Here is a 24,981-nt window from a genome sequence, read left to right as displayed (position 1 = left end):
CATGACCACACCCGCTTCATTCGATTCCCTGCCCGATTCCGCGCGACGCGTCGCGCTGCTGCTGCGCGAGCGCGGCCATGCGAAAGGCATCGTGATGCTCGCCGAAACCGGCAAGACGTCGGCCGAGGCCGCGGCCGGGCTCGGCTGCTCGGTTGCGCAGATCGCGAAGTCGATCCTGTTTCGCCGGCAGGCCGACGGCGTGCCCGTGCTGGTGATCGCGAGCGGCGTGAACCGCGTCGACGAGCAGAAGGTCGCCGCGCAGGTCGGCCCGGTCGGCCGTGCGGACGCGAAGTTCGTGCGCGACAACACCGGCTATGCGATCGGCGGCGTGTGCCCGATCGGCCATCTGGTCGAACCCGTCACACTGATCGACGCCGACCTGCTCGCGCTCGACAGCCTGTGGGCCGCCGCCGGCCATCCGCACGCGGTGTTCAACCTGTCGCCGCTCGAACTCGTGTCGCTGACGGGCGCGCCGGTCGCGGACGTCGCGTTGCGGGAGCCGGCATGAGCGACGTGACGATGCCGGTCGCCACGGTCGCGTCGCCGTGCACCGACGTCTGCCGGATCGATCCGCGCACCGACTGGTGCGCGGGCTGCCTGCGCACGCGCGGCGAGATCAAGGGATGGCGTGCGTCGGACGACGACGCGAGGCGCGCGCTGCTCGCGCGGCTGGACGCGCGGCGGCGGCTGATCGCAGGCAGCGAGACATAAAAAAAAAAGCCGTTCAGCCTCACGGGCGAACGGCATCGAGATCGGAATCCTGTGAACGTGATCAACGTCACAGCCCGCATCATACGAGCGACGCGGGCGCATCGCATCGGGTGTTTCCCTACAGCTTCTTACAGCGCTTTTCGCGGACGCGCGCGACGTCCGAGCGACGTCATTTCGCAGGCAAGCTTCACGCGCGACACGCGCATTCGACGCGCCGCGGCGTGACCGCGCCGCCGCGACGAATCCTCTGACCGTTTCAGTTGCCGACCGCCGTGCGACGGGCCGGCACGATGCGCCAGCCGAGGTTCACGCCGGCCGCCGCGAGCAGGATCAGCAGCGCGCCGAACACCTGCGTCCACGCCAGCGTCTGCCCGAACGCGACGCGATCGACGGCGATCGCGACGACCGGATAGACGAACGACAGCGCGCCCGTCATCGCGGTCGGCAGCTTCTGGACCGCGCCGTACAGCAGCACGTACATCAGCCCCGTGTTGACGATGCCGAGCACGATCAGGTCGGCCCATTGCCCGGCCGTCGCCGGCAACGTGTCGAAGTGCGCGAACGGCGCGAGCAGCAGGATGCCGAGGCCGACCTGCAGCAGCGCGAGCAGATGCGGCGGCGTGCCCTTCAGGTGCTTCGTGATGATCGACGAGATCGCATACAGGAACGCCGCGCCGAGCGACAGCGCGACGCCTTCCAGGTATTCGCCGGGCACCGCGAGCACGGCCGGTTCGACGCGCACCACGAACACGAGCCCGGCAAACGCGAGCGCGAGCCACGCGAGCGTCGACGCGGTGATCCGCTCGCGGAACACGATGGCGCCGAGCGCGACGAGCATGAAGGGTTGCGTGTTGTAGACGGCGGTCGCCATCGAGATCGACGCGCGCGAATAGGCGGCGAACAGCAGCAGCCAGTTCGCGACGATCGCGAGGCTGCCGAGCGTCGTGAGCACGAGCATCCGCGGCGAGAACAGCGAGCGGCGCAGGAAGCCGAACGCCGCGCAGACGATCGCGAGCGTCGCCGTGCCGAACACGCAGCGGAAGAACACGACATTGGTCAGCGGCTGTTGCGACGACATCACGAGCCAGCCGATCGTGCCGGACATCAGCATCGCGACGATCATCTCGGCGGCGCCGCGGCGAATTTCATTCGAGGCCATCATGAACTCCGTTGGAGAGCGGGGATGAGTCCGATTCTAGAAACTTGCTTTCGCCGAAACCACGGCTAAACTGAAGCGAAACAGCCGATTGACCTTCGAAAGCAAAGCGATCATGCCGAAACGCCTTTCTCCGCCAGCCGTCGCGTCGCTCGACGCGACCGACCGCGCGATCGTCGCCGCGCTGGCCGACGACGCCCGCATCGCGACCAGCGAACTCGCGCGGCAGATCGGGCTGTCGGCGCCCGCGACCGCCGACCGCGTGCGCCGGCTCGAGGCGCAAGGCGTGATCGCCGCGTTCACCGTCGAGCTCGACCCGCGCGCGCTCGGCTACACGCTGCAGGCGATCGTCCGCGTGAAGCCGCTGCCGGGCCAGCTGCATCTGGTGGAGGAGTTGCTGCGGCGGATTCCCGAATTCGTCGAATGCGACAAGGTGACCGGCGACGACTGCTTCATCTGCCGGCTCTACCTGCGCACGATCGAGCACCTCGACGACATCCTGTCGAAGGTGACGGAGCGCGCGGAGACGAGCACCGCGATCGTGAAGTCGACGCCCGTGCCGCGCCGCCTGCCGCCGCTCGTCGAGGACGACCACGCGCACCGCTGAGCCGCGCGCGGCGCATGTCATCGAGCAGCGGCGGCGCGCACCGTCGGGCCGCCGGCGGCACGCGCCGCCCGCCCACCCCGTCACGCGGCCGCGTCGCGCGCGTCGAAGAACGCGAGCAGTTCGTCGATCAGCGCGACGGGCGCCTCTTCCGGAATGTAGTGCCCGCAATCGAGCGCGCGGCCGCTGACGTCGCGCGCGACGCGGCGCCACTCGTCGAGCGGATCGAAGCAGCGGCCGACGACGCCCTGCGCGCCCCACAGCACGCGCAGCGGGCACGCGATCTTGTTGCCGCGTTCGAGATCCGCACGATCGTGCTCGAGATCGATCGTCGCCGATGCGCGATAGTCCTCGCACATCGCATGCACGGCGCCCGGCTGCGCGAGCGCCGCCCGGTACGCGTCGAGCGCCTCCGGCGCGAACGGCGCCAGCCCGGCCGACCGGTTGCCCATCACGCGCTCGACGTACGCATCGGTGTGCGCGCCGATCAGCGTCTCCGGCAGCGGCTCGGGCTGGATCAGGAAGAACCAGTGGAAATACGCGGTCGCGAACGCGCGATCGGTTTTCTCGTACATCGCGAGCGTCGGCGCGATGTCGAGCAGCATCATCCGCTCGACGGCCTCCGCGTGATCGAGCGCGAGCCGGTGCGCGACCCGCGCGCCGCGATCGTGCGCGCACACGTGGAACTGCTCGAAGCCGAAATGCCGCATCACGGCGACCTGGTCGGCCGCCATCGCCCGTTTCGAATACGGCGCATGCCGCGCGTCGCTCGGCGGCCGGCCGGATACGCCGTAGCCGCGCAGGTCGGTGGCGATCACCGTGAAGTGATTCGCGAGCGTCGCGGCGACGCGATGCCAGATCATGTGGGTCTGCGGATGGCCGTGCAGCAACAGCAGCGGCGGCCCCGCGCCTCCTTTGACACCGAAAATGTCGGTGTCCTGCACCGTCACGCGAAACGGTGCAAACGCCTCAAACGACATGGTTTGTTTCTCGTTGGTTTGTTATGGCGGCTATTTTATGGGCGCCGGCGCGTCTTCACAGCGAGGCAAGCACGCGAAACCATAGAAAGAGAACACTCACTCGATTGCCGGCACACCGCGGAGTTTGTTAAGCTCGCGTAGAATCGCACGACCGTTCGTATTAATATGATCGAACGCGCTCGGCCGCTACACTCGAATCACCGTCCGACCGCGACGCCCCGGAGACTGGAGACATCACATGGCATTGCCCACCGTCCTGCAGAACCTGACGCTGCCCGTCATCGCGTCGCCGATGTTCATCGTCAGCTACCCCGAACTCGTGCTCGCGCAATGCAAGGCGGGCATCGTCGGTTCGTTCCCCGCGCTCAATGCGCGTCCGGCCGAATTACTGGACGAGTGGCTCACGCAGATCCAGTCGGAACTCGCCGACCACAAGGCGAAACACCCCGATGCGGTGATCGGCCCGATTGCGGTCAACCAGATCGTCCACCAGTCGAACGCGCGGCTCGAGCACGACGTGCGCGTGTGCGTCGAGCACAAGGTGCCGATCTTCATCACGAGCCTGCGTGCGCCGGCGCGCGAGATCGTCGACGCGGTGCACGGCTACGGCGGCATCGTGCTGCACGACGTGATCAACCTGCGCCACGCGCAGAAGGCGCTCGAAGCGGGCGTCGACGGGCTGATCCTCGTCGCGGCCGGCGCCGGGGGCCACGCGGGCACGACGTCGCCGTTCGCGCTGGTCGGCGAAGTCCGCAAGATCTTCGACGGCCCGATCGTGCTGTCCGGCTCGATCGCGAACGGCGGCTCGATCCTCGCCGCGCAGGCGATGGGCGCGGATTTCGCGTACATGGGCACGCGTTTCATCGCGACGCAGGAAGCGCACGCGATCGACGACTACAAGCACGCGATCCTGAACGCGAAATCGTCGGACATCATCTACACGAACCTCTTCACGGGCGTGCACGGCAACTACATCCGCGAGAGCATCGAGAAGGCCGGCCTCGATCCGGACGCGTTGCCGGAATCGGACAAGACCAAGATGAATTTCGGCAGCGACAAGACGAAGGCGTGGAAGGACATCTGGGGCGCCGGCCAGGGCGTCGGCCTGATGGACGATCTGCCGAGCGTGAGCGCGCTCGTCGAGCGGCTCAAGCGCGAATACGACGACGCGAAGGCGCGGCTCGGCATCCCGCGCTGACGGATGCGGCGGCCATCGCGGCCGCCATCGACGCGAGCATCGTCGATGCCAAACGAAAAGCGCGAACCGGCAGCGGTTCGCGCTTTTTCATTGCCCCGCCGCGGCGGACGACGCGGCTCAGACCGCGCGCTTCATCCGCGTGATCGGCAGCACGCGCAGGTGCGATTCGATCGACGGGCACAGCGACTGCCCTTCGAAACGCGCAGCCAGGAAATCGACGAAAGAGCGTACCTTCGCGGACACGTGGCGACGGCTCGCATACACCGCATAGATCGGCGCCTCGTGCGGCGGCACCGAATCGAGCAGCACCGGCACGAGCCGGCCCGACTCGATGTCGTCGCCGACCACTTCGGTGCCGAGCAGCGCGATGCCCGCGCCGGCGAGCACGGCCGCGCGCAGCCCTTCGAGATGGTTCACGATCAGGTTGCCGTTCAGGCTCACGCGCGACGCGGCGGCCGCATCGATCACCAGCGAATCGAGCATCGTCGAATTCGAATCGCGCCGCAGGTAGTTGTGGTTCGCGAGATCGGCGATCGTCTGCGGCGTGCCGCGCTTCTCGAGATACTCGGGCGACGCGACCAGCAGGATGTGCGCGGTCGCGATCTGGCGTGCGACCAGCGACGACGATTTCAATCCGTTCGGCGCCGCGCGCACCGCGACGTCATAGCCTTCCTCGATCAGGTCGACCACGCGATCGGACAGCGTCATGTCGACGGTCACGTCCGGGAACCGGCCCGCATAATCGGTGACGGCCTGCATCACGTGCCGCAGCCCGAACGCGGACAGCGACGTCACGCGCAGCCTGCCCTGCGGCACCACGCTCGCGGCGCCGACGGCCTGGCCGGCTTCGTCGAGTTCGGACAGCGCCTGCACGAGGCGCTCGTAGTATTCGCGTCCCGCCTCGGTCGGCGCGACGCGTCGTGTCGTGCGATGCAGCAACCGCGCGCCGAGCTGCTGCTCGAGGTGCATCACGTGCTTGCTCGCCATCGCCGCCGACATCTGCATGCGCTCCGCCGCGCCGACGAAGCTGCCCACTTCGACGACGTAGCGAAACACATTCATGCTGACGAGGGTATCCATCGAACTAGCTCGCAATCCCGGGGAATCAACCAATTACGAGATAGGGTAACAAAGGCGAGGAAACAGAAAGGTCAAGAAAGGCAAAACGGCGCCGCGGGTGGCGGCGCCGCTTCGGGCCGGAAATGACGGCCGGGAAAACATGCAGCCGGCACGCGCGATTCACGCGCGCGGCCGGCGCGCCGATTGCACGCGCGCGTCAGAACTTCGCGCGAATGCCTGCGCCGAACGTGTTGCCGGTCGACAGGCCGCTGATGTGGTCGTTCATGTAGGCGGCGTAGACGTCGGTGCGCTTGGACAGCGGGTAGTCGTAGCCGACGGCCCAGGTCTGGCGCGTCTGGTCGAGGCCGCCCGCGTCGCGCGAGTACGCATACGACGCCATCGCGTTGCCCACGCCGATCGGCACCGACACGCCGCCCTGCGCGGTATTCACGTGCCAGCTGCCCGCGACCTGGTCGTTCTTCGTATACATGTACTGACCGAACAGCTTCACGAGCTTCAGGTCGTAGGTCGCGCCGACCAGCGCGATGCCCTGGCTCTTCATGCCGGTCACGAGCGCGCTCAGGTCCTGCGGGCCGTTGTTGAAGTTCACGTACTGATACACGGCGGTCGCCGCGAACGGGCCGTTCGCGTAGTTGAACTGCGCGCTCCACTTCTTCGAGCGGTTGTCGCCGGCCTGGTTGCCGAGTGCGTACATCGCGCCGAAATTCAGGCCACCGAACGAAGGCGACGTGTACCCCACCGCGTTGTTCCAGCCCGAATCGCCGACCGCGCCCTGGTCGCTCGGATAGGTCGGGAACGTGCCGAGGCCGAGGAACACGTGGTACACCATCGGCGAGAAGGTGTACGAGTCGTAGAACGGGTTGAACAGGATCGTCGACAGGAACAGGTGCGTCGTCAGGCGGCCTGCCGTCACCGTGCCGTACGGCGAACTGATGCCGACGTACGCATTGCGTGCGAAGAACGTGTCGCCCTGGAAGCGGCCGTACTGGCCGTTCTGCGCACGGAAGAAGCTCTCCAGCGTGAAGATCGCCTGGTAGCCGTCGCCGAGATCCTCGGCGCCGTGCAGGCCCCAGTACGACGTCGACATCCCGCCGCCCGACACGTTCCAAGCACGATCGCCGCCCGGGAACTTGGTGGCGCCGACCCATTCGTCAACCTGCCCGTAGAGCGAGACGCTCGACTGCGCATGGACGGGTGCGGCGGCCGCCACGCAGGCGGCTGCGGCGATCAGCTTGACGGACGTGCGCGACGCACGACGGGCGAATGCTTTCATGGGATCTCCAGGTTTTGTCGGATAGTCGATAAGTGGCGCGAGCGTTGTTTTTTGGAGCCGAGTGCTTGCGTCGTATGGGGCGCAGCCATCTTTACGGATCATTCGTCCGGTCAAAATTGCGCACACTTATTGCGGGTATAGCGCCGGCATTAACTTCGCGGCATGTATCCATGGCCGGATGCACGGCGGCGGCCCGCCGCGAATGCGGTCGCACCGGCGGGCGGCGGCGCGGCAAGCGCGTACCGGGCGCGAAAGATAGCGCAATGCGGCGGGAAAATCAGCGGAAATCTGCGCGCGACTGTGGCGAATTCGCATCAGCCGGCGAGGGGCTGAGCGCGGGGGCGCTCAGTTTCGGTAGAACGGGGAGAAAGAAGGCGAGTGCGCAGGCTCTTCCTGCGAGCGGGGCGGCGGCATCGGGCGACCGCCGCGCTCCTCGTTGTAGCGCGCGACGTCGGCGCGGATCGAGCCGGCCCGCAGCGGGACGTTGCCGCCGCCCGGCGGGCGCGGCATCTGGCGCACTTCGGCGCTGATCGGCCGATACGGGCTTTGCGCGGCGTAATGGCCGTACGACGGCGTCGGGCGAAGCCCCCAGCGGGAACCGGCGCCGCTCACGCCGCCGGGACGCACGCCGGCAGGCGGCGGAACGCGACGCCAGACCGGACCGCCGCCGGGGCCACCGGCCGGCTGACCGTACGCGCGCATGTCGCCGCCGCCGAAGCCGTGGCCACCGAACCCGTGACCGCCATGGGGCGGCTGGGCCAGCGCGAGCGGCATCAGCAGCGCGCCGAGCACGCCCGCCACCCATCGTCCGATCTTCCGTTTCACCCGTTCCGTCATCGTTCCGTGCCCATCGACGCCCGCCGTCGGTTCCTTTCGGCCGACCCAAGGCTTTCAGCAGTAATTTATGAGCGGGCGGAAAGTGTGTCGAGCCAAAAAGTGTTATGTCGCCGGCATCGGTGTAACACCATGTTACTGCTAGGTTTTTTCGCTTCGGCACGCGGTCGCGGCAGAACATTCTTCTGCGGTTTTGCGCGGGGCCGGGTGGACGCGGCAGCCCTCATTGCATGCAATCGATTCATCAATCGATTCGCACAATGAATTTGTCTGGTGAATCGTCAACCGGGACAATAACGCGATCCGCGCGCGCGACGCGCGCCTTCGCCGTTTCCGAACCGAGTCCCCCGATGGCCCGTCCCCGTTTTCTCCCCGACAACTTCACGCTCGCGCTCGTCGGCACCGTCGTGCTCGCGAGCCTGCTGCCCTGCCGCGGCCCGGCCGCCCATGCGTTCAACTGGGCGACCAACATCGCCGTCGGCCTGCTGTTTTTCCTGCACGGCGCGAAACTGTCGCGCGAAGCCGTCATCGCCGGCGCGACCCACTGGCGACTGCACACGGTCGTGCTGCTCAGCACGTTCGCGCTGTTCCCGCTGCTCGGCCTCGCGTTGAAACCGGTGCTGCAGCCGCTCGTCACGCCGACGTTGTATGCGGGCGTGCTGTTCCTGTGCACGCTGCCGTCGACGGTCCAGTCGTCGATCGCGTTCACGTCGATCGCGAAGGGCAACGTGCCGGCCGCCGTGTGCGCGGCATCGGCGTCGAGCCTGCTCGGGATCTTCGTCACGCCGGCGCTCGTCGGCCTGATGATCACGTCGCAGTCGGCCGCGACCGCGTCGCCGTGGAGCACCGTGGGCAGCATCGTGATGCAGCTGCTCGTGCCGTTCATCGCCGGCCAGTTGCTGCGGCCCGTGATCGGCGGCTGGATCGACCGCAATCGCGGCGTGCTGCGCTTCGTCGACCAGGGCTCGATCCTGCTGGTCGTCTACGTCGCGTTCAGCGAGGCCGTCAACGAGGGGCTGTGGCACCAGATTCCGCCGCGCGCGCTCGGCGGCCTGCTCGTCGTCAACCTCGTGTTGCTCGCGATCGCGCTGCTGCTGACCGCGTTCGTCAGCAAGCGGCTCGGCTTCAACCGCGCCGACCAGATCACGATCATCTTCTGCGGATCGAAGAAGAGCCTCGCGGCCGGCGTGCCGATGGCGAAGGTGATCTTCTCGGCGAACGCGGTCGGTGCGATCGTGCTGCCGCTGATGCTGTTCCACCAGATCCAGCTGATGGCGTGCGCGGCGCTCGCGCAGCGCTGGGGCGCGCGCGACACGAGCGGCGAGCGCGCCGAAGGCGGCACGGCAGCCGCGTCCGGCGCGCTGAGCGCGGGCAAGCGCTGACGCGCCCGGGCGCGCGATGGCCGTCGCTGGCGGCTGTCCGCTTTCCGCCTCCCGCTTTCCGTCCACCTCCCCTTCCAGTCCCGCCCCGATGCGCGTCCCGCTCGATGCACCGGCAACGCCTGTCGTGTCACGAAATCTTCATTCAATTCTCCGCCAGCGGTGCCGATAAGCCGGTCGTCCCGTCGATCCGGCTGCCCTCGCCCATGCCCGCGCCCTCCTCCGATTCCGCTGCCCCCCGCACCACGCGCCTGATCGCGGACCGCGCGCTCGCCGCCGTTTTCCAGCCGATCGTCGACCTCGGGTCCGGCACGGTCGTCGGTTACGAAGGGCTGATCCGCGGCCCGCGCGGCACCGACCTCGAGCCGCCCGCCGCGCTGTTCGCGCAGGCCGCGCGCGAAGGCGAGACCATCGCGCTCGAACGGGCCGCCGCGCTCACCTGCCTCGACGCGTTCGCGGCGCTCGGCTGCGACGGCAAGCTGTTCCTCAATTTCAGCGCGGGCACGATCCTCACGCTCGCCAGCGAACGCGAGCGCGCACGCCAGTTCCTCGGCCGCGCGCAAATCGGCGCCGAACGCATCGTGATCGAGCTCACCGAGCAGAACGCGATTCCCGATCTCGCGGACATCGGACCGGCGGTCGCGACGCTGCGCGACGCCGGCATCCAGTTCGCGCTCGACGACTACGGCACCGCGAACGCGAGCATGAACCTGTGGCTGCGCCTCCACCCGGACGTCGTGAAGATCGATCGCTTCTTCATCCACGACATCGCGCACGACCCGCTCAAGTTCGAGGCCGTGAGGGCCATGCAGCACTTCGCGCAAGCGAGCGGCGCGAAGCTGATCGCGGAAGGCATCGAGAACGAATGCGACCTGATCGTCGTGCGCGACATGGGCATCTGCTGCGTGCAGGGCTTCCTGCTCGGCCGGCCGAACGCGCAGCCGTCGCCGGTGGTCGCGCCGGCCGCGCGCGACGCGATCCGCGCGCCGCACATCGCGGTGTTTCCCGGCGTGACGCGCGCGGTGCGGCCGGCCGGCACGATCGCCGGGAAGATGCTCGTGCCCGCCCCGGCGCTGCCGCGCGACGCGACCAGCAACGACGTGCTCGACCTGTTCAACCGGATGCCCGATCTGCATGCGGTCGCGCTCGTCGAGCGCGGGCGGCCCGTCGCGCTCGTGAATCGCCGCGGCTTCATCGACCGTTTCGCGCTGCCGTATCACCGCGAGGTGTTCGGGAAGAAGCCGTGCCTGCAGTTCGCGAACGATGCGCCGCTGATGATCGACAACGCGACCACGTTCGAGCAGCTCGCGACGCTGCTCGCGCGCCACGACCAGCGCTATCTCGCGGACGGCTTCGTGATCACCGAACACGGCCGCTATGTCGGGCTCGGCACCGGCGAGAGCCTCGTGCGCACGGTGACCGAGATGCGCATCGAGGCCGCGCGCTATGCGAATCCGCTGACGTTCCTGCCCGGCAACATCCCGATCAGCGCGCACATCGACCGCCTGCTTCAGCGCGACGCCGGCTTTCACGCGTGCTACGTCGACCTGAACCAGTTCAAGCCGTTCAACGACCAGTACGGCTACTGGCAGGGCGACGAAGTGCTGAAGTTCGCCGCGACGGTGCTGGCCGGCGTGTGCGATCCGCAGCGCGACTTTCTCGGCCACGTCGGCGGTGACGATTTCCTCGTGCTGTTCCAGCGCGACGACTGGCGCGAGCGCGCCGCCGACGCGATCGCACGCTTCAACGACGGCGCGCAACGCTTCTACACGCAGGCCGACCGGCAGGCAGGCGGGCTGCGCGGCGAGGACCGCCACGGCAACCCGGCGTTCTTCGGCTTCGTGACGATGGCGATCGGCGCGGTCGGCGTGCCGGCCGGCGCGCACGGCGCGCAACGCTACGGCAGCGACGAGATCGCATCGGTCGCCGCGCTCGCGAAGCGGCGGGCGAAGCAGCAGCCTGACGGGCTCGCGGTCGTCGATCTCGATGCCGGTCGCGCCGCGCTGCGCGATCGCGGCGAACCGCCGGCCGCGGCGATGGCGGCGGGCTGAAGGCGCACAGGCGTCGGGCGCACCGGCAACGTCCGTGCGCCGACCGATCCGCCCGATGCCCGTCCGGCGCGTGGTCGGGCTGTTGCGCGACGGCGCCTCGTCGACGTACGCGCAGGCAGCCGGGTGCCGCGCCCTCGCTCTGACCTGCGCACCCGCCTCCGCCGCGCGTTGCCGCGCTCCGCCGGCGCTGGCGGACATCCGCACACCAACCTTGCCTTTTTCGTGTTTTGTTTAGTATTTTTAGTAACGGTGTTTTCGCAGATTAGCGGCTAAAACCCCGTTATTTGCGGGTATTCCCCGGTTATCCGACCCGAATTCCGCAGCGCGTTTTACTATACAATCGCCTCCACCCTAAACAAACCGGACCCCTAACGATGGGTACGACCATTCGCGACGTGGCGCGGGCGGCTGAGGTCTCGATCGGCACCGTCTCCCGCGCGCTGAAAAACCAGCCCGGCCTGTCCGAAGCCACGCGCGCGCGCATCGTCGAGATCGCCCGGCAGCTCGGTTACGATCCCGCCCAGCTGCGGCCGCGCATCCGCCGGCTCACCTTTCTGCTGCACCGCCAGCACAACCGCTTTCCCGCAAGCCCGTTCTTCTCGCACGTGCTGCACGGCGTCGAGGACGCCTGCCGCGAACGCGGCATCGTGCCGACGTTGCTCACGGTCGGCCCGAACGACGACGTGCTGCGCCAGATGCGCCCGCATGCGCCCGATGCGATCGCGGTCGCCGGCTTCATCGAGCCCGAGACGATCGAGGCGCTCGCCGCCACCGGCCGGCCCCTCGTGCTGATCGACCTGTGGGCGCCCGGGCTGCGCTCGGTCAACATCGACAACGCGACGGGCGCGGCGCTCGCGATGCGCCACCTGCTCGCCAGCGGCCGCTCGCGAATCGCGTTCATCGGCGGCTCGGCCGCGCACTACAGCATCGCGCAGCGCGCGATCGGCTACCGGCGCGCGTTCTTCGAAGCCGGGCGATTGTTCGATCCCGCATACGAAGTGACGATCGACGCGGGGCTCGACCCCGACACGGGCGCCGCGCGTGCGATGGAGCAACTGCTCGACGCGCCCGGCCCGCGCCCCGACGCCGTGTTCGCGTACAACGACGCGGCCGCGCTGGCCGCGCAGCGCGTGTGCATCGCGCGCGGCCTGCGGATTCCGGACGACATCGCGATCGTCGGCTTCGACGACATCCCGGCCGCCGCGCACGCGAACCCGCCGCTCACGACGCTCGCGGTCGACAAGGAAGCGCTCGGCCGCCGCGGCGTCGAACTGCTGCTCGCGGAATCGCCCGAGCGCACCGAGATCTCCCTGCCCGTCGCGCTGATCGTGCGGGCCAGCAGCCAGCCCGCCGGCTCACCGGCATTCGATACCGCCACGGTCCAAGAGTCATGAACATGCCCCCGGTCCACTCCCGCGCCGCCGCGCCGGCCAGCCACGCGCAAGCGGCACCGTTCGTCGCGAGCTTTCGCGACCCGTCGTTCCTGCTGTCGCACATCGAAGACACGCTGCGCTTCTACGCGACGAACGCATTCGACCCGACGGGCGGCTTCTACCATTACTTCCGCGACGACGGCAGCATCTACAACCGCACGTCGCGCCACCTCGTCAGCACCTGCCGGTTCGTCTTCAACTACGCGATGGCGTACCGCCATTTCGGCGATCCGCGCCACCTCGACTACGCGCGCCACGGGCTGCGTTTCCTGCGCGACGCGCACTGGGACGACGCGCTGCAGGGCTACGACTGGGAGCTCGACTGGCGCGACGGCGCGAAGCACGCGACGCTCGACGGCACGCGCCACTGCTACGGCCTCGCGTTCGTGCTGCTCGCGGCCGCGCACGCGACGATGGCCGGTATCGACGAAGCGCGCCCGCTGATCGCGTCGACCTACGAGCTCGCCGAGCACCGCTTCTGGGATGCGGCCGCGGGCCTCTACGCGGACGATGCGACGCCGAACTGGAACGTGTCGTCGTATCGCGGCCAGAACGCGAACATGCACATGACGGAAGCGCTGCTCGCCGCGTACGAGGCGACCGGCCATCTGACGTACCTCGATCGCGCGGAAAAGCTCGCGTCCCACATCACGCAGCGCCAGGCCGCGCTGTCGGGCGGGCTCGTGTGGGAGCACTACCATGCGGACTGGTCGATCGACTGGGATTACAACAAGGAAGACAGCTCGAACATCTTCCGTCCGTGGGGCTTCCAGCCCGGGCACCAGACCGAATGGGCGAAGCTGCTGCTGATCCTCGAGCGGCACCGCCCGCTCGACTGGCTCGCGCCGCGCGCGGCCGAGCTGTTCGACGCGGCGCTCACGCACGCGTGGGACGCGGATCACGGCGGCCTCTGCTACGGCTTCGGCCCCGACTTCACGATCTGCGACCACAACAAGTATTTCTGGGTGCAGGCGGAAACCTTCGCGGCGGCCGCGATGCTCGGCGCGCGCACCGGCAGCGAGCGCTTCTGGGACTGGTACGACGAGATCTGGCGCTACAGCTGGGCGCACTTCGTCGATCACCGCTACGGCGCGTGGTACCGGATCCTCACCTGCGACAACCGCAAGTACAGCGACGAGAAGAGCCCGGCCGGCAAGACCGACTATCACACGATGGGCGCCTGCTACGACGTGCTCGCGACCCTCGCGCGCATGCAACGCAGCGAGCCGACGCAATGAGCGGCGCCACGTTTCCGGCGTTCGTGTCGGCGGGCGACATCCTGACCGACATGGTGCGCGCGGGCGACGCGCAGTGGACGTCGGTGCCGGGCGGCGCCGGCTGGAACGTCGCGCGCGCGGTCGCGCGGCTCGGCATACCGAGCGCGCTCGCCGGCTCGATCGGCGAAGACTGCTTCTCCGACGTGCTGTGGCGCACGAGCGAAGCGGCTGGGCTCGACCTGCGCTTCCTGCAGCGCGTCGCGCGGCCGCCGCTGCTCGCGATCGTTCACGAGACGCGCCCGCCCGCGTACTTCTTCATCGGCGAAGCGAGCGCCGATCTCGCGTTCGATCCCGCGCGGCTGCCGGCCGGCTGGGCCGAGCACGTGCAATGGGCGCATTTCGGCTGCATCAGCCTCGTGCGCGAACCGCTCGCGGGCACGCTGGCCGCGCTCGCGGCCGACCTGCACGCACGCGGCGTGAAGATCAGCTTCGACCCGAACGTGCGGAACCTGATGACGGCCGCATACCGGCCGACGCTGGAGAAGATGGCCGCGCTCGCCGACCTGATCAAGGTGTCCGACGAAGACCTGCGGCACCTGTTCGGCGGCGACGGCCCCGACGCGATCGCGGCGGTGCGCGCGCTGAACCCGCGGGCGGCCGTGCTCGTCACGCGCGGTGCGCAGGCGGCGACGCTCCACGCGGACGGCGACGTGCACGAGGCCAGTCCGCCGCGAGTCGAGGTGGCCGACACCGTCGGCGCGGGCGACGCGTCGATCGGCGGCCTGCTGTTCAGCCTGATGGCCGCGCCGCAGCGCGGCTGGCGCGAGCATCTCGCGTTCGCGCTGGCGGCCGGCGCCGCCGCGTGCCGGCACACGGGCGCGCACGCGCCGACGCTCGACGAGGTCGTCGCGCTGCTCGAAGGTTGAACAGGCGTTGAAGGGACGCGCACGCAGGTGCCGGTCGCTGATCGGTCACCGATAAACCGCGTTCACCATGCTGCGCCGCAGTGCTACGATGAAGTGTCCTTTTTGCGGGAGAGCACGATGGACACGAACACGTTCACGAAAGGCATCTACACGGCCAAGGCGCATACGCAGCATGCAGGCAACGGGCAGTTCCAGGGTTACGTGATCCTCGCGCGCGACGACGGGGACGACACCGAGAACATGCGTTACGACGTCCACTCGACGAGCCCCAGCGAGGAAGAAGCGTTCGACGAGGCGAAGGCGCTCGCGCACCGGATCCTCGGCGAGATCGAGCTGTGACGCACCCCTCTTGTTCGGCGCGGCTCAGAGCAGCCGCGCCACCATCGATACCAGCATCGTCAGCACCAGAGTCGACATGAACGGGAACGGGTAGCGCCGCCCGCCGAGCGTCAGCGTGACGTCGCCCGGCATCCGCCCGATCCCGAGCTTGCCGAGCCACGGCCAGCAGCGCGTCAGGATCATCACCGCGACGAACGTCGTCAATAGCCAGCGCAGCACGTCAGGGCTCCGTCAGAGCGCATGCGAGCGGTCGCCGCGCGCGAACGCGTCGAGCGTGCCGTCGATCCCGCGCGAAAACGCGATCACCTTGAACAGCTCGCCCATCTCGGCCTCCGAGATCAGCTTCTGCACCGCGTTCGCGGCCGGCAGGAACTGATGAATGTCGGACGGATCGATCGCGGCCAGCGCATCGGTGATGCCTGCGTTCAACAGGAAGCGCGCCTGCGATGTGTAGCCGAGCAGATCGGCGCCGGTCGCGACGCCCGCGTCGTAGATGCCGGTGAATTCGACGTGCGCGGTGATGTCCTGCAGGCCCGGGTATACGAACGGGTCGTCGTGCGCGTGGTGACGGTAATGGCACATCAGCGTGCCGCGGTCGCGCTGCGGGTGGTAGTACTCGTGCGCGGGAAACCCGTAGTCGACCAGCAGCACCGCACCACGCGCGAGCATCGTGCAAACGGTGCGCGTGAACGCGAGCGCGGCCTCGTGCGTTTCGGTCACGTAGCCATCGCCGACGTCGAGCGTCGCGAGCACCGCCGGCAGGCCGGCGGCGCCGACCGGCCGGTCGTCGAACACGAACGCCTGCCGTGCGTCGAGCGCGACACCGCGCTCGCGCCACGCGCCATCCGCCTTCGCGAAGAGGCGCACCGGCATCGCGTCGAGCACCTCGTTGCCGACCACGACGCCGTCGAACCGCTCGGGCAGCGCGTCGAGCCAGCGCACCTTCGCGGCCAGCGCCGGCGCCGCGGCTTCGATCGTGTCGCGCTGCCGTTCGCGCAGCTCGCCCGACAGGTCGACGATCAGGTATTCGTCGAGTTCGACGCCCGGCGCGTCGAGCGCCGCGAGCAGCCCGGCCGCGAGCTTGCCCGTGCCGGCGCCGAACTCCATCACGCGGCGCGTGCCGGTCGCCGCGAGCGCTTCGGCGATGGGGTTCGCGAGCGTCTGCGCAAACAGCGGCGACAGCTCGGGGGCGGTGACGAAGTCGCTGCCGTCGTCGGCGCGGCGCCCGAACTTGCGCGCGCCGCCGCTGTAATAACCGAGGCCCGGCGCATACAGCGCGCGCTCCATGAAGCGGTCGAACGGCAGCCAGCCGCCGGCCGCCGCAATCTCGTCGCGCAGTTGCGCGGCGAGGGTTTCGGACTGCGCGAGCGCGTCAGGGCCGGGAGCAGGTAAACTAGCGGGTTCGTGAGCTTTCGGGTTCATCCCGGCATTGTAAATGACCGTTTCAGCCGATACGTCCACCCCACGCGTGGTGCTCGTCACGGGCGCCGTGGGTAACGCGGCGGACGCCGCGTCGATCGGCCGCGCGCTCGCGACGGGTTTCGCCCGCCGCGGCTGGGACGTCGCGCTGCAGCGCAGCCAACGCGCGCCGCGCGCGGCCGCCGACGCGCTCGTCGCCGAAGTCACGGCGCTCGGCCGCCGCGCGGCCGTGCTCGACGCCGATCTGGCCGTGGAAGCCGATGCCGCGGCCCTCGTCGCCGCGTGCGGCGAAGCGCTCGGCCGGCCTGCATGCGCGGTGTTCGTCAGCGCCAGCGCCGGCACCGACGACGCGCACACGGTCGACGCCGCGTCGCTCGCCGCCGCGCTCGCGCGCAACGTGACCGCGCCGCTCGCGCTGGCCCGCGCGCTCGCCGATGCGACGCCCGACGCCGCGCGCGAGCACGAAGCGCTGCGCGCGTGCGCGATCCACGTACTGGATCAGGCCCTGTTTCACCCGGCGCCGGCGCAGCTGTCGCACGCGCTGATGCAGGCCGCGTTGAACCGCGCGACGTCGGCGCTCGCGCTGGCGCTCGCGCCGAAGGTGCGGGTCGCGGCGCTCGTGCGCGGCCACGCGCCGCACGCGGACGACATCGCGGCGGCCGCCTGCTATCTCGCGAGCGCGCCCGGCGTGACGGGCGCGACGCTGACCGTCGACGGCGGCGAGCACCTGGTGCCGCCCGCCGCCGGCCCGAATGAATGAACCGCGCGGGCGCGGCCTGACCGCCGCCCGCGCCGCTTTGCGTGCGCGCACGCCAATTTGACTGGGACGACCATGTTTTCCGCTCTCCTGCACCCCCGCCTCGCGGATTGCCGCAGGCTCTACCTGCGCGACTACGAGGTGCACATCAACATCGGGGCCTTCGAACACGAGAAGCGCGGCGAGCAGCGCGTCGTCATCAACGTCGACCTGTTCGTGCCGCTTGCGCAGTCGACGCCCGTCGATGACCGGCTGCATGAAGTCGTCGACTACGACCTGATGAAGCAGAGCGTCGCGCAGTGCCTCGCGCGCGGCCACATTCATCTGCAGGAAACGCTGTGCGATTCGATCGCCGCGCACCTGCTGGCGCACGACGCCGTGCGCGCGGTACGCGTCCGTACCGAGAAACCGGACGCCTATCCGGACTGCGACGCCGTCGGCGTCGAAGTCTTTCGCATCAAGGACGAGGAGCGCCAATGAACGCCCCCCACATGAACGACACGGCGGCCGACGCCGCGACCGCCGAAACCGGCCGCCCCGCGCTGACGCGCCGCGAGCAGAAGGAAGCGTACGAGAACAACAAGCTGTTCAAGCGGATCGTGCGCCAGGTCGGCCAGGCGATCGGCGACTACAACATGATCGAGCAGGGCGACAAGGTGATGGTGTGCCTGTCGGGCGGCAAGGACAGCTACGCGATGCTCGACGTGCTGCTGCGCCTGCGCGAGCGCGCGCCGATCGACTTCGACATCGTCGCGGTGAACCTCGACCAGAAGCAGCCGGGCTTCCCCGAGCACGTGCTGCCCGAATACCTGAAGCAGGTCGGCGTGCCGTTCCACATCGAGAACCAGGACACCTACAGCATCGTCAAGCGGCTCGTGCCGGAAGGCAAGACGACCTGCTCGCTGTGCTCGCGGCTGCGCCGCGGGATCCTGTACCGCGTGGCCGGCGAGCTCGGCGCGACCAAGATCGCGCTCGGCCATCACCGCGACGACATCGTGCAGACGCTGCTGCTGAACATGTTCTACGGCGGCAAGCTGAAGGGAATGCCGCCGAAGCTGCAGTCGGACGACGGCAAGAACATCGTGATCCGCCCGCTCGCGTACGTGAAGGAAACCGATCTCGAGAAATACGCGGAGCTGCGCGAATTCCCGATCATCCCGTGCAACCTGTGCGGCAGCCAGCCGAACCTGAAGCGTGCGGAAATGAAGGCGCTGATCCGCGAATGGGACAAGCGCTTCCCGGGCCGCGTCGACAACATGTTCAACGCGCTCGCGAAGGTCGTGCCGTCGCACCTGATGGACACGACGCTGTACCCGTTCCAGTCGCTGCGCGCGACGGGTGAAGCCGATCCGCAAGGCGACATCGCGTTCGACGAGGAGCCGTGCGCATCGGGCGACGACGCGATGGCGCCCGGCGCCGGCAAACCGGTCGCGGCCCGACCGATCTCGATCGTCCAGTTCGACGACCTGTAAGCAGGGACCGAACACCCGCCGAAACCGGGGCCAACGGCCTCGTTTCGGCGTTGTCGCCGCGCCGCGACAGGCCCGGAGCGACAAGGGCCGCATGCTAAAATGGACGGCTTCGAACTCTGACCCAAGCGCGCGCCATGAATATCGTGATTTTGGCGGCAGGCACCGGCAAGCGCATGCGTTCCGCGCTGCCGAAAGTGCTTCACCCCCTGGCCGGCAGGCCGCTCCTGTCCCACGTCATCGACACCGCGCGCACGCTGCAGCCGTCCCGGCTCGTCGTCGTCGTCGGCCACGGCGCCGAGCAGGTCCAGGCCGCCGTCGCCGCGCCCGACGTCCAGTTCGCGGTGCAGGCCGAGCAGCTCGGCACCGGCCACGCGGTGCGCCAGGCGCTGCCGCTCCTCGATCCCGCGCAACCGACGCTCGTGCTGTACGGCGACGTGCCGCTCACCCGCGCGTCGACGCTGCAGCGTCTCGTCGACGCCGCGCGCGACGGCCGCTACGGCATTCTGACCGTCACGCTCGACGACCCGACCGGCTACGGCCGCATCGTGCGCGACGCGGCCGGCTTCGTCACGCGCATCGTCGAGCAGAAGGATGCGTCGCCGGACGAGCTGCGGATCGCCGAGATCAACACCGGCATCATCGTCACGCCGACGGCCCAGCTGTCGATGTGGCTCGGCGCGCTGAAGAACGAAAACGCGCAGGGCGAGTACTACCTGACCGACGTCGTCGAACTCGCGATCGAGGCCGGCTTCGAGGTCGTCACGTCGCAGCCCGACGACGAATGGGAAACGCTCGGCGTGAACAGCAAGGCGCAGCTCGCGGAGCTCGAACGCATTCACCAGCGCAACGTCGCCGATGCGCTGCTCGTCGACGGCGTGACGCTCGCCGATCCGGCGCGCGTCGACGTGCGCGGCACGCTGCGCTGCGGCCGCGACGTGTCGATCGACGTGAACTGCGTGTTCGAAGGCAACGTGACGCTCGCCGACAACGTGACGATCGGCGCGAACTGCGTGATCCGCAACGCGTCGATCGGCGCGGGCACGCGCATCGACGCGTTCACGCACATCGACGGCGCCGTGCTCGGCGCGAACACCGTGATCGGCCCGTACGCGCGGCTGCGCCCGGGCGCGCAGCTCGCGGACGAAGCGCACGTCGGCAACTTCGTCGAGGTGAAGAACGCGGTGATCGGCCACGGCTCGAAGGCGAATCACCTCACGTACATCGGCGACGCCGACATCGGCGCGCGCGTGAACATCGGCGCGGGCACGATCACCTGCAACTACGACGGCGCGAACAAGTTCCGCACCGTGATCGAGGACGACGTGTTCGTCGGCTCCGACACGCAGCTCGTCGCGCCCGTGCGCGTCGGCCGCGGCGTGACGATCGCGGCCGGCACGACGATCTGGAAGGACGTCGCCGAAGGCGTCCTCGCGTTGAACGAGAAGACGCAGACCGCGAAGAGCGGCTACGTCCGCCCGGTCAAGAAAAAGAGCTGAACCTTTTGCGGGCGCCCGCGCGGCGCCCGCTTCGACTGACAGGATTGACCATTCATGTGCGGCATTGTCGGCGCAGTTGCGCAACGTAATATCGTTCCGGTCCTCATCGAAGGATTGCGGCGCCTCGAATACCGTGGCTACGACTCGTGCGGCGTCGCCGTGCTCGAGCCGGGCGCACCGAAGCGCGCGCGCAGCGTCGCACGCGTGGCCGATCTCGATGCGCAGGTGCGCGACACGCACCTCGAAGGCACGACCGGCGTCGCACACACGCGCTGGGCCACGCACGGCGCGCCCGTCACGCACAACGCGCACCCGATCTTCTCGTCGAACGCACTCGCGCTCGTGCACAACGGCATCATCGAGAACTTCGAGACGCTGCGCGAAACGCTGCGCGCGAAGGGCTACGAATTCGTGTCGCAGACCGACACCGAAGTGATCGCGCACCTCGTGCACAGCCTGTACCGCGGCAACCTGTTCGACGCAGTGCGCGAAGCCGTGCACCAGCTGCACGGCGCATATGCGATCGCCGTGATCCACAAGGACCAGCCGCACACCGTCGTCGGCGCGCGCCAGGGTTCGCCGCTCGTCGTCGGTCACGGCGACGGCGAGAACTTCCTCGCGTCCGACGCGCTGGCGCTGGCCGGCAGCACCGACCGCTTCACGTTCCTCGAGGAAGGCGACGTGTGCGAGCTGTCGCTCGACGGCGTGACGATCGTCGATCGTCACGGCGCCACCGTGCAGCGTGAAATCCGCGTGGTCAGCGCGTACGGCGGCGCGGTCGAACTCGGCCCGTATCGCCACTTCATGCAGAAGGAAATCTTCGAGCAGCCGCGCGCGATCGGCGACACCGTGCCGCAGACGGAAGCCTTCGACGCGACGCTGTTCGGCGATGCGGCCCCCGCCGCGTTCGCGGAGATCGACAGCCTGCTGATCCTCGCGTGCGGCACGAGCTACTACTCGGGCCTCACCGCGAAGTACTGGCTCGAATCGATCGCGAAGATCCCGACCCAGGTCGAGATCGCCAGCGAATACCGCTACCGCGAGTCGGTGCCGAACCCGCGCCAGCTCGTGCTGGTGATCTCGCAGTCGGGCGAGACGGCCGATACGCTCGCGGCGCTCAAGCATGCGCAGTCGCTCGGCCACACGCATACGCTCGCGGTGTGCAACGTCGCGACGAGCGCGATGGTGCGCCTCACCGAGATGCAGTTCCTGACGCACGCGGGCACCGAGATCGGCGTCGCGTCGACGAAGGCGTTCACGACGCAGCTCGTCGCGCTGTTCGTGCTGGCCGCGACGCTCGGCAAGCTGCGCGGGCACGTCGACGCCGCGCAGGAGGCGCAATTCCTGAAGGAACTGCGCCACCTGCCGGCCGCGCTGAACAGCGTGCTCGCGCTCGAGCCGCAGATCATCGCGTGGTCGGAGGAATTCGCGCGCAAGGAAAACGCGCTGTTCCTCGGCCGCGGGCTGCACTACCCGATCGCGCTCGAAGGCGCGCTGAAGCTGAAGGAAATCTCGTACATCCACGCCGAGGCCTATCCGGCCGGCGAACTGAAGCACGGGCCGCTCGCGCTCGTCACGGAAGCGATGCCGGTCGTCACGGTCGCGCCGAACGACACGCTGCTCGAGAAGCTGAAGTCGAACATGCAGGAAGTGCGCGCGCGCGGCGGCGAGCTCTACGTGTTCGCGGATGCCGACACGCAGATCGTCAACGACGACGGCCTGCACGTGATCCGGATGCCGGAGCACTACGGGCAACTGTCGCCGATCCTGCACGTCGTGCCGCTGCAACTGCTCGCGTATCACACCGCGTGCGCGCGCGGCACCGACGTCGACAAGCCGCGCAACCTCGCGAAGTCGGTGACGGTAGAGTAAAACGGGGCAACAGGATGGCCCCTCGCCGGGCCGTCCCGACTGCTTGCGGCGCGAAGCAGGCCGTTCGGCCAGGTCGAAATATGTACCACGTAGTGGTATATAATCCTGTGCTGACTCGACCGGCTCGACATGCCTGCTTCCGTACGACGCGTCTTCAAGACGAAGAGGCTTCACAAGGCAGCCGGAAAGGCGGGAATCGCCGATGGCGAACTCTGCCGCGCGGTGCGGGAACTGGCCCGCGGCCAGGGCGTCGATCTCGGCGGCAACGTCTGGAAGAAATCGACGCATGCGAACGGCGCGCGTTCGGAAAGCTCGCCGCGGACGTAGGTCGACACATCGACAGCGACATCGCGACGCCGGTCGCACTGAAAGAGCTTGTGGAGATTTGCAATGGCCAAGAGTCGATTCAAGAGCGACGCGACGGAGGCGCCCCACAGCGCCGCGTCGGGGCTGTATCGCGCCAACCTGATCGACAAGAAGACGATGCGGGAATACGACGATCTCCGCATCGAAGCCGCGCCGCAGTTCGATCCGGAAGCGATCGCCCGCATCCGCAAGTCGGTCAACGTCAGCCAGAGCGTGTTCGCGCTCTACCTGAACACGACGACATCGACGATCCGCCAATGGGAACAGGGCGACAAGCGGCCCAGCGGCATCGCCGCGCGCATGCTCCAGATCGTCGAAAAACACGGGCTCGAGGTGTTCTCCTGAGCCGGCATTCCCCGAACGCCCCTGCACGGCCCCGGCTGGACGCGCGCCGCAACGAATATGACGGAGAGACAATGGTAAGACTGTTTGGATGCGGATTGCTCGCGCTGACGTTCGCGTCAACGGGCTGGGCCGCCGAGCACTATGTCGAGGTCTGGAACCCGCCCGAGGCGCGGCAACCGGCGGCGCGTACGCCGGCTGCACGCCCTGGCGCCGACGCGCGCACCGGCAAGCGCGCGGAGAAGCACGCGAGCGCCACGCCGAAAGCCGCCGCGAAACCGCCCAAGCGCCGCGTCGCGCAGGCCGTGAAAGCCGGCTCGAATCGCCCGGCCGCGGCCGACACCCCGGCCGCCCCGCGCCCCGTCGCGCACCCCGCGCCCGGGCGTCTCACGGTGATGCAGCCGGCCGCGCCGGACGCGACGCGCGCGCTCACGTTCTCCGACATCCCGCGTCAATACACGCCGGACGGCAACGTGCTGCAGGTCGGCACGCAAGGCCGCTCCGCGGAGGTGACTCGATAATGGAAGCGCAGACCTACCACGGCTACCAGATCTGGGGCCACGCGATCCTGCAGCAGGACGAGATCATGCAGCCCGAGCGCTTCGCGGCGAGCGGCACGATCACGCAGAACAACCGGCTCGTCGAGGCGTCGGGCGTGCTCGGCGTGTTCGACACCGAAGACGACGCGCGCGATGCAGGGCTCGAATGGGCACGCGCGTGGATCGACAACCACAGCTGACCGAACGCAACCACGCGCATCCGCGGCCGCCGTCACCGGGGCCACGCAGGTGCGTCGCGCGTCGCAAATGAAAGAAGGGGCGTCCATTGAACTGCACCCCAAAAGTTGGCCCCCCCGTCCAACCTTTGGGGTGTTTTACATGACGAAGTACAACGAGCAGTTCAGACAGGGCATCGTTGACGAGTATCTGGCCGGCGGAATTGGCATCAAGTCGCTGGCTGCCCGGCACGGCGTGGGACGTACGGTGATCCGGCGCTGGGTCACAAGCTACCGGGAGCATGGCAGTGCGGGATTACGCAAGAAGCACACGCACTACGATGCGCAGTTCAAGCTGTCGGTACTGCGGCGCATGTGGAGAGATGAGTTGTCGTACGCTCAGGTCTCGGCCTTGTTCGACATTCGCGGCGCCGGCTGCGTGGTAGGCTGGGAGCGCCTGTATCATGAGGGCGGTATCGATGCACTGTCGCCTCGCCGACGAGGACGCCCCCGAAAGATGACCGCTTCACTTCCACCCGAACCCACCGAATCCGACAAACCGGACGAACGCTCGCGTGAGGAATTGCTCAAGGAAAACGAGTATCTGCGCGCGGAGGTGGCGTACTTAAAAAAGCTCGATGCGCTGCTGGCCAAGAAGCAGGCAGCGCAAAAGAAAAAACGCAAATAGTGCGAGAACTGCGGGCGCACCATCCGGTAGCGGCCCTGCTGAAGGTGGCTGGTTTGGCGCGCAGCACGTTCTATTACCAACTCGGAACGCTGAACACCGAGGATCGCCACGCCGATTTGAAGGCAAAGATCCGGACGGTGTTCGACCATCACAAGGGCCGCTACGGCTATCGACGCGTCACGGCCGCGATCCGGCAAGCCGGGCATCTCGTCAACCACAAGGCCGTGCAGCGGCTGATGCAGCAATTGCAACTGAAGTCCTTGGTGCGCCCGAAGAAATATCGTTCCTGGCGAGGTGAGGTCGGTCAGGCCGCGCCCAACTTGCTGCAACGTCAGTTCAGTGCCACGCAAGCCAACCAGAAGTGGGTGACGGACGTGACGGAATTCAACGTCGGTGGGCACAAGCTGTATCTGTCGCCGGTGATGGATCTATACAACGGTGAGATCGTGGCTTACCAGATGGATCGTCGTCCAACCTTCAAGTTGGTCAGCAGCATGCTGAAGAAGGCGTTGGCCAAACTCAAACGCACGGACAGACCGGTATTGCATTCGGACCAAGGCTGGCAATACCGGATGCCGGCGTTTCGTCGGCAATTGAAGCGACGCAAGCTGACTCAAAGCATGTCGCGCAAGGGGAACTGCCTGGACAACGCTGCGATGGAAAGCTTCTTTGG

The 24,981-nt window shown here is 68.2% G+C and carries 25 protein-coding genes and 2 pseudogenes; 20 read left to right on the top strand and 7 right to left on the bottom strand.

The window, feature by feature from the left end:
- The first annotated feature begins 1 nt into the window (after window position 1).
- Entirely contained in the window at window positions 2–508 is a 507-nt protein-coding gene (locus tag A9Z05_RS23100; protein ID WP_069620150.1) for a YbaK/EbsC family protein, read from the top strand.
- Window positions 505–711, top strand: a complete 207-nt coding sequence (locus A9Z05_RS23095; RefSeq protein WP_069620149.1) for a DUF1289 domain-containing protein — start codon at window positions 505–507, stop codon at window positions 709–711. The genes A9Z05_RS23100 and A9Z05_RS23095 overlap by 4 nt, the downstream gene beginning before the upstream one ends.
- A gap of 256 nt (window positions 712–967) precedes the next feature.
- On the opposite strand, the gene A9Z05_RS23090 is transcribed toward A9Z05_RS23095, so the two are convergent.
- Entirely contained in the window at window positions 968–1,870 is a 903-nt protein-coding gene (locus A9Z05_RS23090; RefSeq protein WP_069620148.1) for a DMT family transporter, read from the bottom strand.
- Window positions 1,871–1,982: 112 nt separating this feature from the next.
- On the opposite strand from A9Z05_RS23090, the gene A9Z05_RS23085 reads away from it, so the two are divergent.
- Window positions 1,983–2,474, top strand: a complete 492-nt coding sequence (locus A9Z05_RS23085; RefSeq protein WP_050014344.1) for an Lrp/AsnC family transcriptional regulator — start codon at window positions 1,983–1,985, stop codon at window positions 2,472–2,474.
- Window positions 2,475–2,554: 80 nt separating this feature from the next.
- On the opposite strand, the gene A9Z05_RS23080 is transcribed toward A9Z05_RS23085, so the two are convergent.
- A complete protein-coding gene (locus A9Z05_RS23080) occupies window positions 2,555–3,451 on the bottom strand; it encodes an alpha/beta fold hydrolase (protein WP_069620147.1) in 897 nt (298 codons plus the stop codon).
- Between the two features lie 238 nt (window positions 3,452–3,689).
- Here A9Z05_RS23080 and A9Z05_RS23075 point away from each other — a divergent pair, with 238 nt between their 5' ends.
- On the top strand, window positions 3,690–4,649 hold the full coding sequence (locus A9Z05_RS23075; protein ID WP_069620146.1) for a nitronate monooxygenase family protein: 960 nt from the start codon (window positions 3,690–3,692) through the stop codon (window positions 4,647–4,649).
- A 117-nt stretch (window positions 4,650–4,766) separates the two neighbouring features.
- Here the strand turns inward: A9Z05_RS23075 and A9Z05_RS23070 are convergent, their stop codons facing one another.
- The 3 genes from A9Z05_RS23070 to A9Z05_RS23060 all read right to left on the bottom strand — a co-directional run bounded on the left by A9Z05_RS23070 (window position 4,767) and on the right by A9Z05_RS23060 (window position 7,839).
- Window positions 4,767–5,729: a LysR family transcriptional regulator gene (locus A9Z05_RS23070; RefSeq protein ID WP_069620145.1), complete on the bottom strand. Its 963-nt coding sequence runs from the start codon at window positions 5,727–5,729 to the stop codon at window positions 4,767–4,769.
- A 196-nt stretch (window positions 5,730–5,925) separates the two neighbouring features.
- Complete coding sequence (locus A9Z05_RS23065; protein WP_069620144.1) at window positions 5,926–7,002, bottom strand: porin; 1,077 nt, start codon at window positions 7,000–7,002, stop codon at window positions 5,926–5,928.
- A gap of 345 nt (window positions 7,003–7,347) precedes the next feature.
- Window positions 7,348–7,839, bottom strand: coding sequence for a peptide-binding protein (locus tag A9Z05_RS23060; RefSeq protein ID WP_069620143.1), 492 nt, complete (start codon window positions 7,837–7,839; stop codon window positions 7,348–7,350).
- 347 nt (window positions 7,840–8,186) lie between these two features.
- On the opposite strand from A9Z05_RS23060, the gene A9Z05_RS23055 reads away from it, so the two are divergent.
- The 6 genes from A9Z05_RS23055 (at window position 8,187) to A9Z05_RS23030 (ending at window position 15,181) form a co-directional block, all read left to right on the top strand.
- The gene (locus tag A9Z05_RS23055) at window positions 8,187–9,218 is read left to right on the top strand and encodes a bile acid:sodium symporter family protein (RefSeq protein ID WP_069620142.1); all 1,032 of its coding nucleotides are present in this window, start codon (window positions 8,187–8,189) and stop codon (window positions 9,216–9,218) included.
- Window positions 9,219–9,421: 203 nt separating this feature from the next.
- The gene (locus A9Z05_RS23050) at window positions 9,422–11,266 is read left to right on the top strand and encodes an EAL domain-containing protein (RefSeq protein ID WP_069620310.1); all 1,845 of its coding nucleotides are present in this window, start codon (window positions 9,422–9,424) and stop codon (window positions 11,264–11,266) included.
- 374 nt (window positions 11,267–11,640) lie between these two features.
- On the top strand, window positions 11,641–12,660 hold the full coding sequence (locus tag A9Z05_RS23045) for a LacI family DNA-binding transcriptional regulator (protein WP_069620141.1): 1,020 nt from the start codon (window positions 11,641–11,643) through the stop codon (window positions 12,658–12,660).
- Entirely contained in the window at window positions 12,657–13,937 is a 1,281-nt protein-coding gene (locus A9Z05_RS23040) for an AGE family epimerase/isomerase (RefSeq protein WP_069620140.1), read from the top strand. Before A9Z05_RS23045 ends, A9Z05_RS23040 begins: the two co-directional genes overlap by 4 nt.
- Window positions 13,934–14,842, top strand: coding sequence for a carbohydrate kinase (locus A9Z05_RS23035; protein ID WP_069620139.1), 909 nt, complete (start codon window positions 13,934–13,936; stop codon window positions 14,840–14,842). The genes A9Z05_RS23040 and A9Z05_RS23035 overlap by 4 nt, the downstream gene beginning before the upstream one ends.
- Window positions 14,843–14,959: 117 nt before the next feature.
- The gene (locus A9Z05_RS23030) at window positions 14,960–15,181 is read left to right on the top strand and encodes a hypothetical protein (RefSeq protein ID WP_027785622.1); all 222 of its coding nucleotides are present in this window, start codon (window positions 14,960–14,962) and stop codon (window positions 15,179–15,181) included.
- Window positions 15,182–15,205: 24 nt separating this feature from the next.
- Here the strand turns inward: A9Z05_RS23030 and A9Z05_RS23025 are convergent, their stop codons facing one another.
- Window positions 15,206–15,400, bottom strand: coding sequence for a DUF2905 domain-containing protein (locus A9Z05_RS23025; RefSeq protein WP_021163761.1), 195 nt, complete (start codon window positions 15,398–15,400; stop codon window positions 15,206–15,208).
- A gap of 12 nt (window positions 15,401–15,412) precedes the next feature.
- Window positions 15,413–16,603: a class I SAM-dependent methyltransferase gene (locus A9Z05_RS23020; RefSeq protein ID WP_069620138.1), complete on the bottom strand. Its 1,191-nt coding sequence runs from the start codon at window positions 16,601–16,603 to the stop codon at window positions 15,413–15,415.
- A gap of 13 nt (window positions 16,604–16,616) precedes the next feature.
- On the opposite strand from A9Z05_RS23020, the gene A9Z05_RS23015 reads away from it, so the two are divergent.
- The 10 genes and pseudogenes from A9Z05_RS23015 to A9Z05_RS35140 form a co-directional block, all read left to right on the top strand.
- Window positions 16,617–17,360 carry an SDR family oxidoreductase gene (locus A9Z05_RS23015; RefSeq protein ID WP_069620137.1) on the top strand — a complete coding sequence of 248 codons (744 nt, stop codon included), beginning with the start codon at window positions 16,617–16,619 and terminating at the stop codon, window positions 17,358–17,360.
- A 72-nt stretch (window positions 17,361–17,432) separates the two neighbouring features.
- Window positions 17,433–17,837: a dihydroneopterin aldolase gene (locus tag A9Z05_RS23010; protein ID WP_069620136.1), complete on the top strand. Its 405-nt coding sequence runs from the start codon at window positions 17,433–17,435 to the stop codon at window positions 17,835–17,837.
- Window positions 17,834–18,829 (top strand): tRNA 2-thiocytidine(32) synthetase TtcA, encoded by a 996-nt coding sequence (gene ttcA, locus A9Z05_RS23005; protein WP_069620135.1) that lies wholly within the window; start codon window positions 17,834–17,836, stop codon window positions 18,827–18,829. The genes A9Z05_RS23010 and ttcA overlap by 4 nt, the downstream gene beginning before the upstream one ends.
- Before the next feature lie 134 nt (window positions 18,830–18,963).
- Window positions 18,964–20,325 carry a bifunctional UDP-N-acetylglucosamine diphosphorylase/glucosamine-1-phosphate N-acetyltransferase GlmU gene (gene glmU / locus A9Z05_RS23000; RefSeq protein WP_069620134.1) on the top strand — a complete coding sequence of 454 codons (1,362 nt, stop codon included), beginning with the start codon at window positions 18,964–18,966 and terminating at the stop codon, window positions 20,323–20,325.
- A gap of 54 nt (window positions 20,326–20,379) precedes the next feature.
- Window positions 20,380–22,197 carry a glutamine--fructose-6-phosphate transaminase (isomerizing) gene (glmS, locus tag A9Z05_RS22995; RefSeq protein WP_069620133.1) on the top strand — a complete coding sequence of 606 codons (1,818 nt, stop codon included), beginning with the start codon at window positions 20,380–20,382 and terminating at the stop codon, window positions 22,195–22,197.
- 129 nt (window positions 22,198–22,326) lie between these two features.
- A pseudogene (locus A9Z05_RS22990) lies at window positions 22,327–22,592 on the top strand (type II toxin-antitoxin system RelE/ParE family toxin); the annotation flags it as partial.
- A complete protein-coding gene (locus tag A9Z05_RS22985; RefSeq protein ID WP_069620131.1) occupies window positions 22,588–22,908 on the top strand; it encodes a DNA-binding transcriptional regulator in 321 nt (106 codons plus the stop codon). The pseudogene A9Z05_RS22990 and the gene A9Z05_RS22985, both read left to right, overlap by 5 nt.
- Window positions 22,909–22,979: 71 nt before the next feature.
- Window positions 22,980–23,426 (top strand): hypothetical protein, encoded by a 447-nt coding sequence (locus A9Z05_RS22980; RefSeq protein WP_069620130.1) that lies wholly within the window; start codon window positions 22,980–22,982, stop codon window positions 23,424–23,426.
- Complete coding sequence (locus A9Z05_RS22975; RefSeq protein WP_006477594.1) at window positions 23,426–23,644, top strand: hypothetical protein; 219 nt, start codon at window positions 23,426–23,428, stop codon at window positions 23,642–23,644. The genes A9Z05_RS22980 and A9Z05_RS22975 overlap by 1 nt, the downstream gene beginning before the upstream one ends.
- A 139-nt stretch (window positions 23,645–23,783) precedes the next feature.
- Window positions 23,784–24,981, top strand: a pseudogene (locus A9Z05_RS35140) (IS3 family transposase); the annotation flags it as partial.

Origin of the sequence: Burkholderia sp. A2 (genome assembly GCF_001729305.1) — a bacterium.
Lineage (GTDB): Bacteria > Pseudomonadota > Gammaproteobacteria > Burkholderiales > Burkholderiaceae > Burkholderia > Burkholderia sola.
The sequence above is the reverse complement of the archived record's forward strand: the minus strand, read 5'-3'. Positions and strand labels throughout refer to the sequence as shown.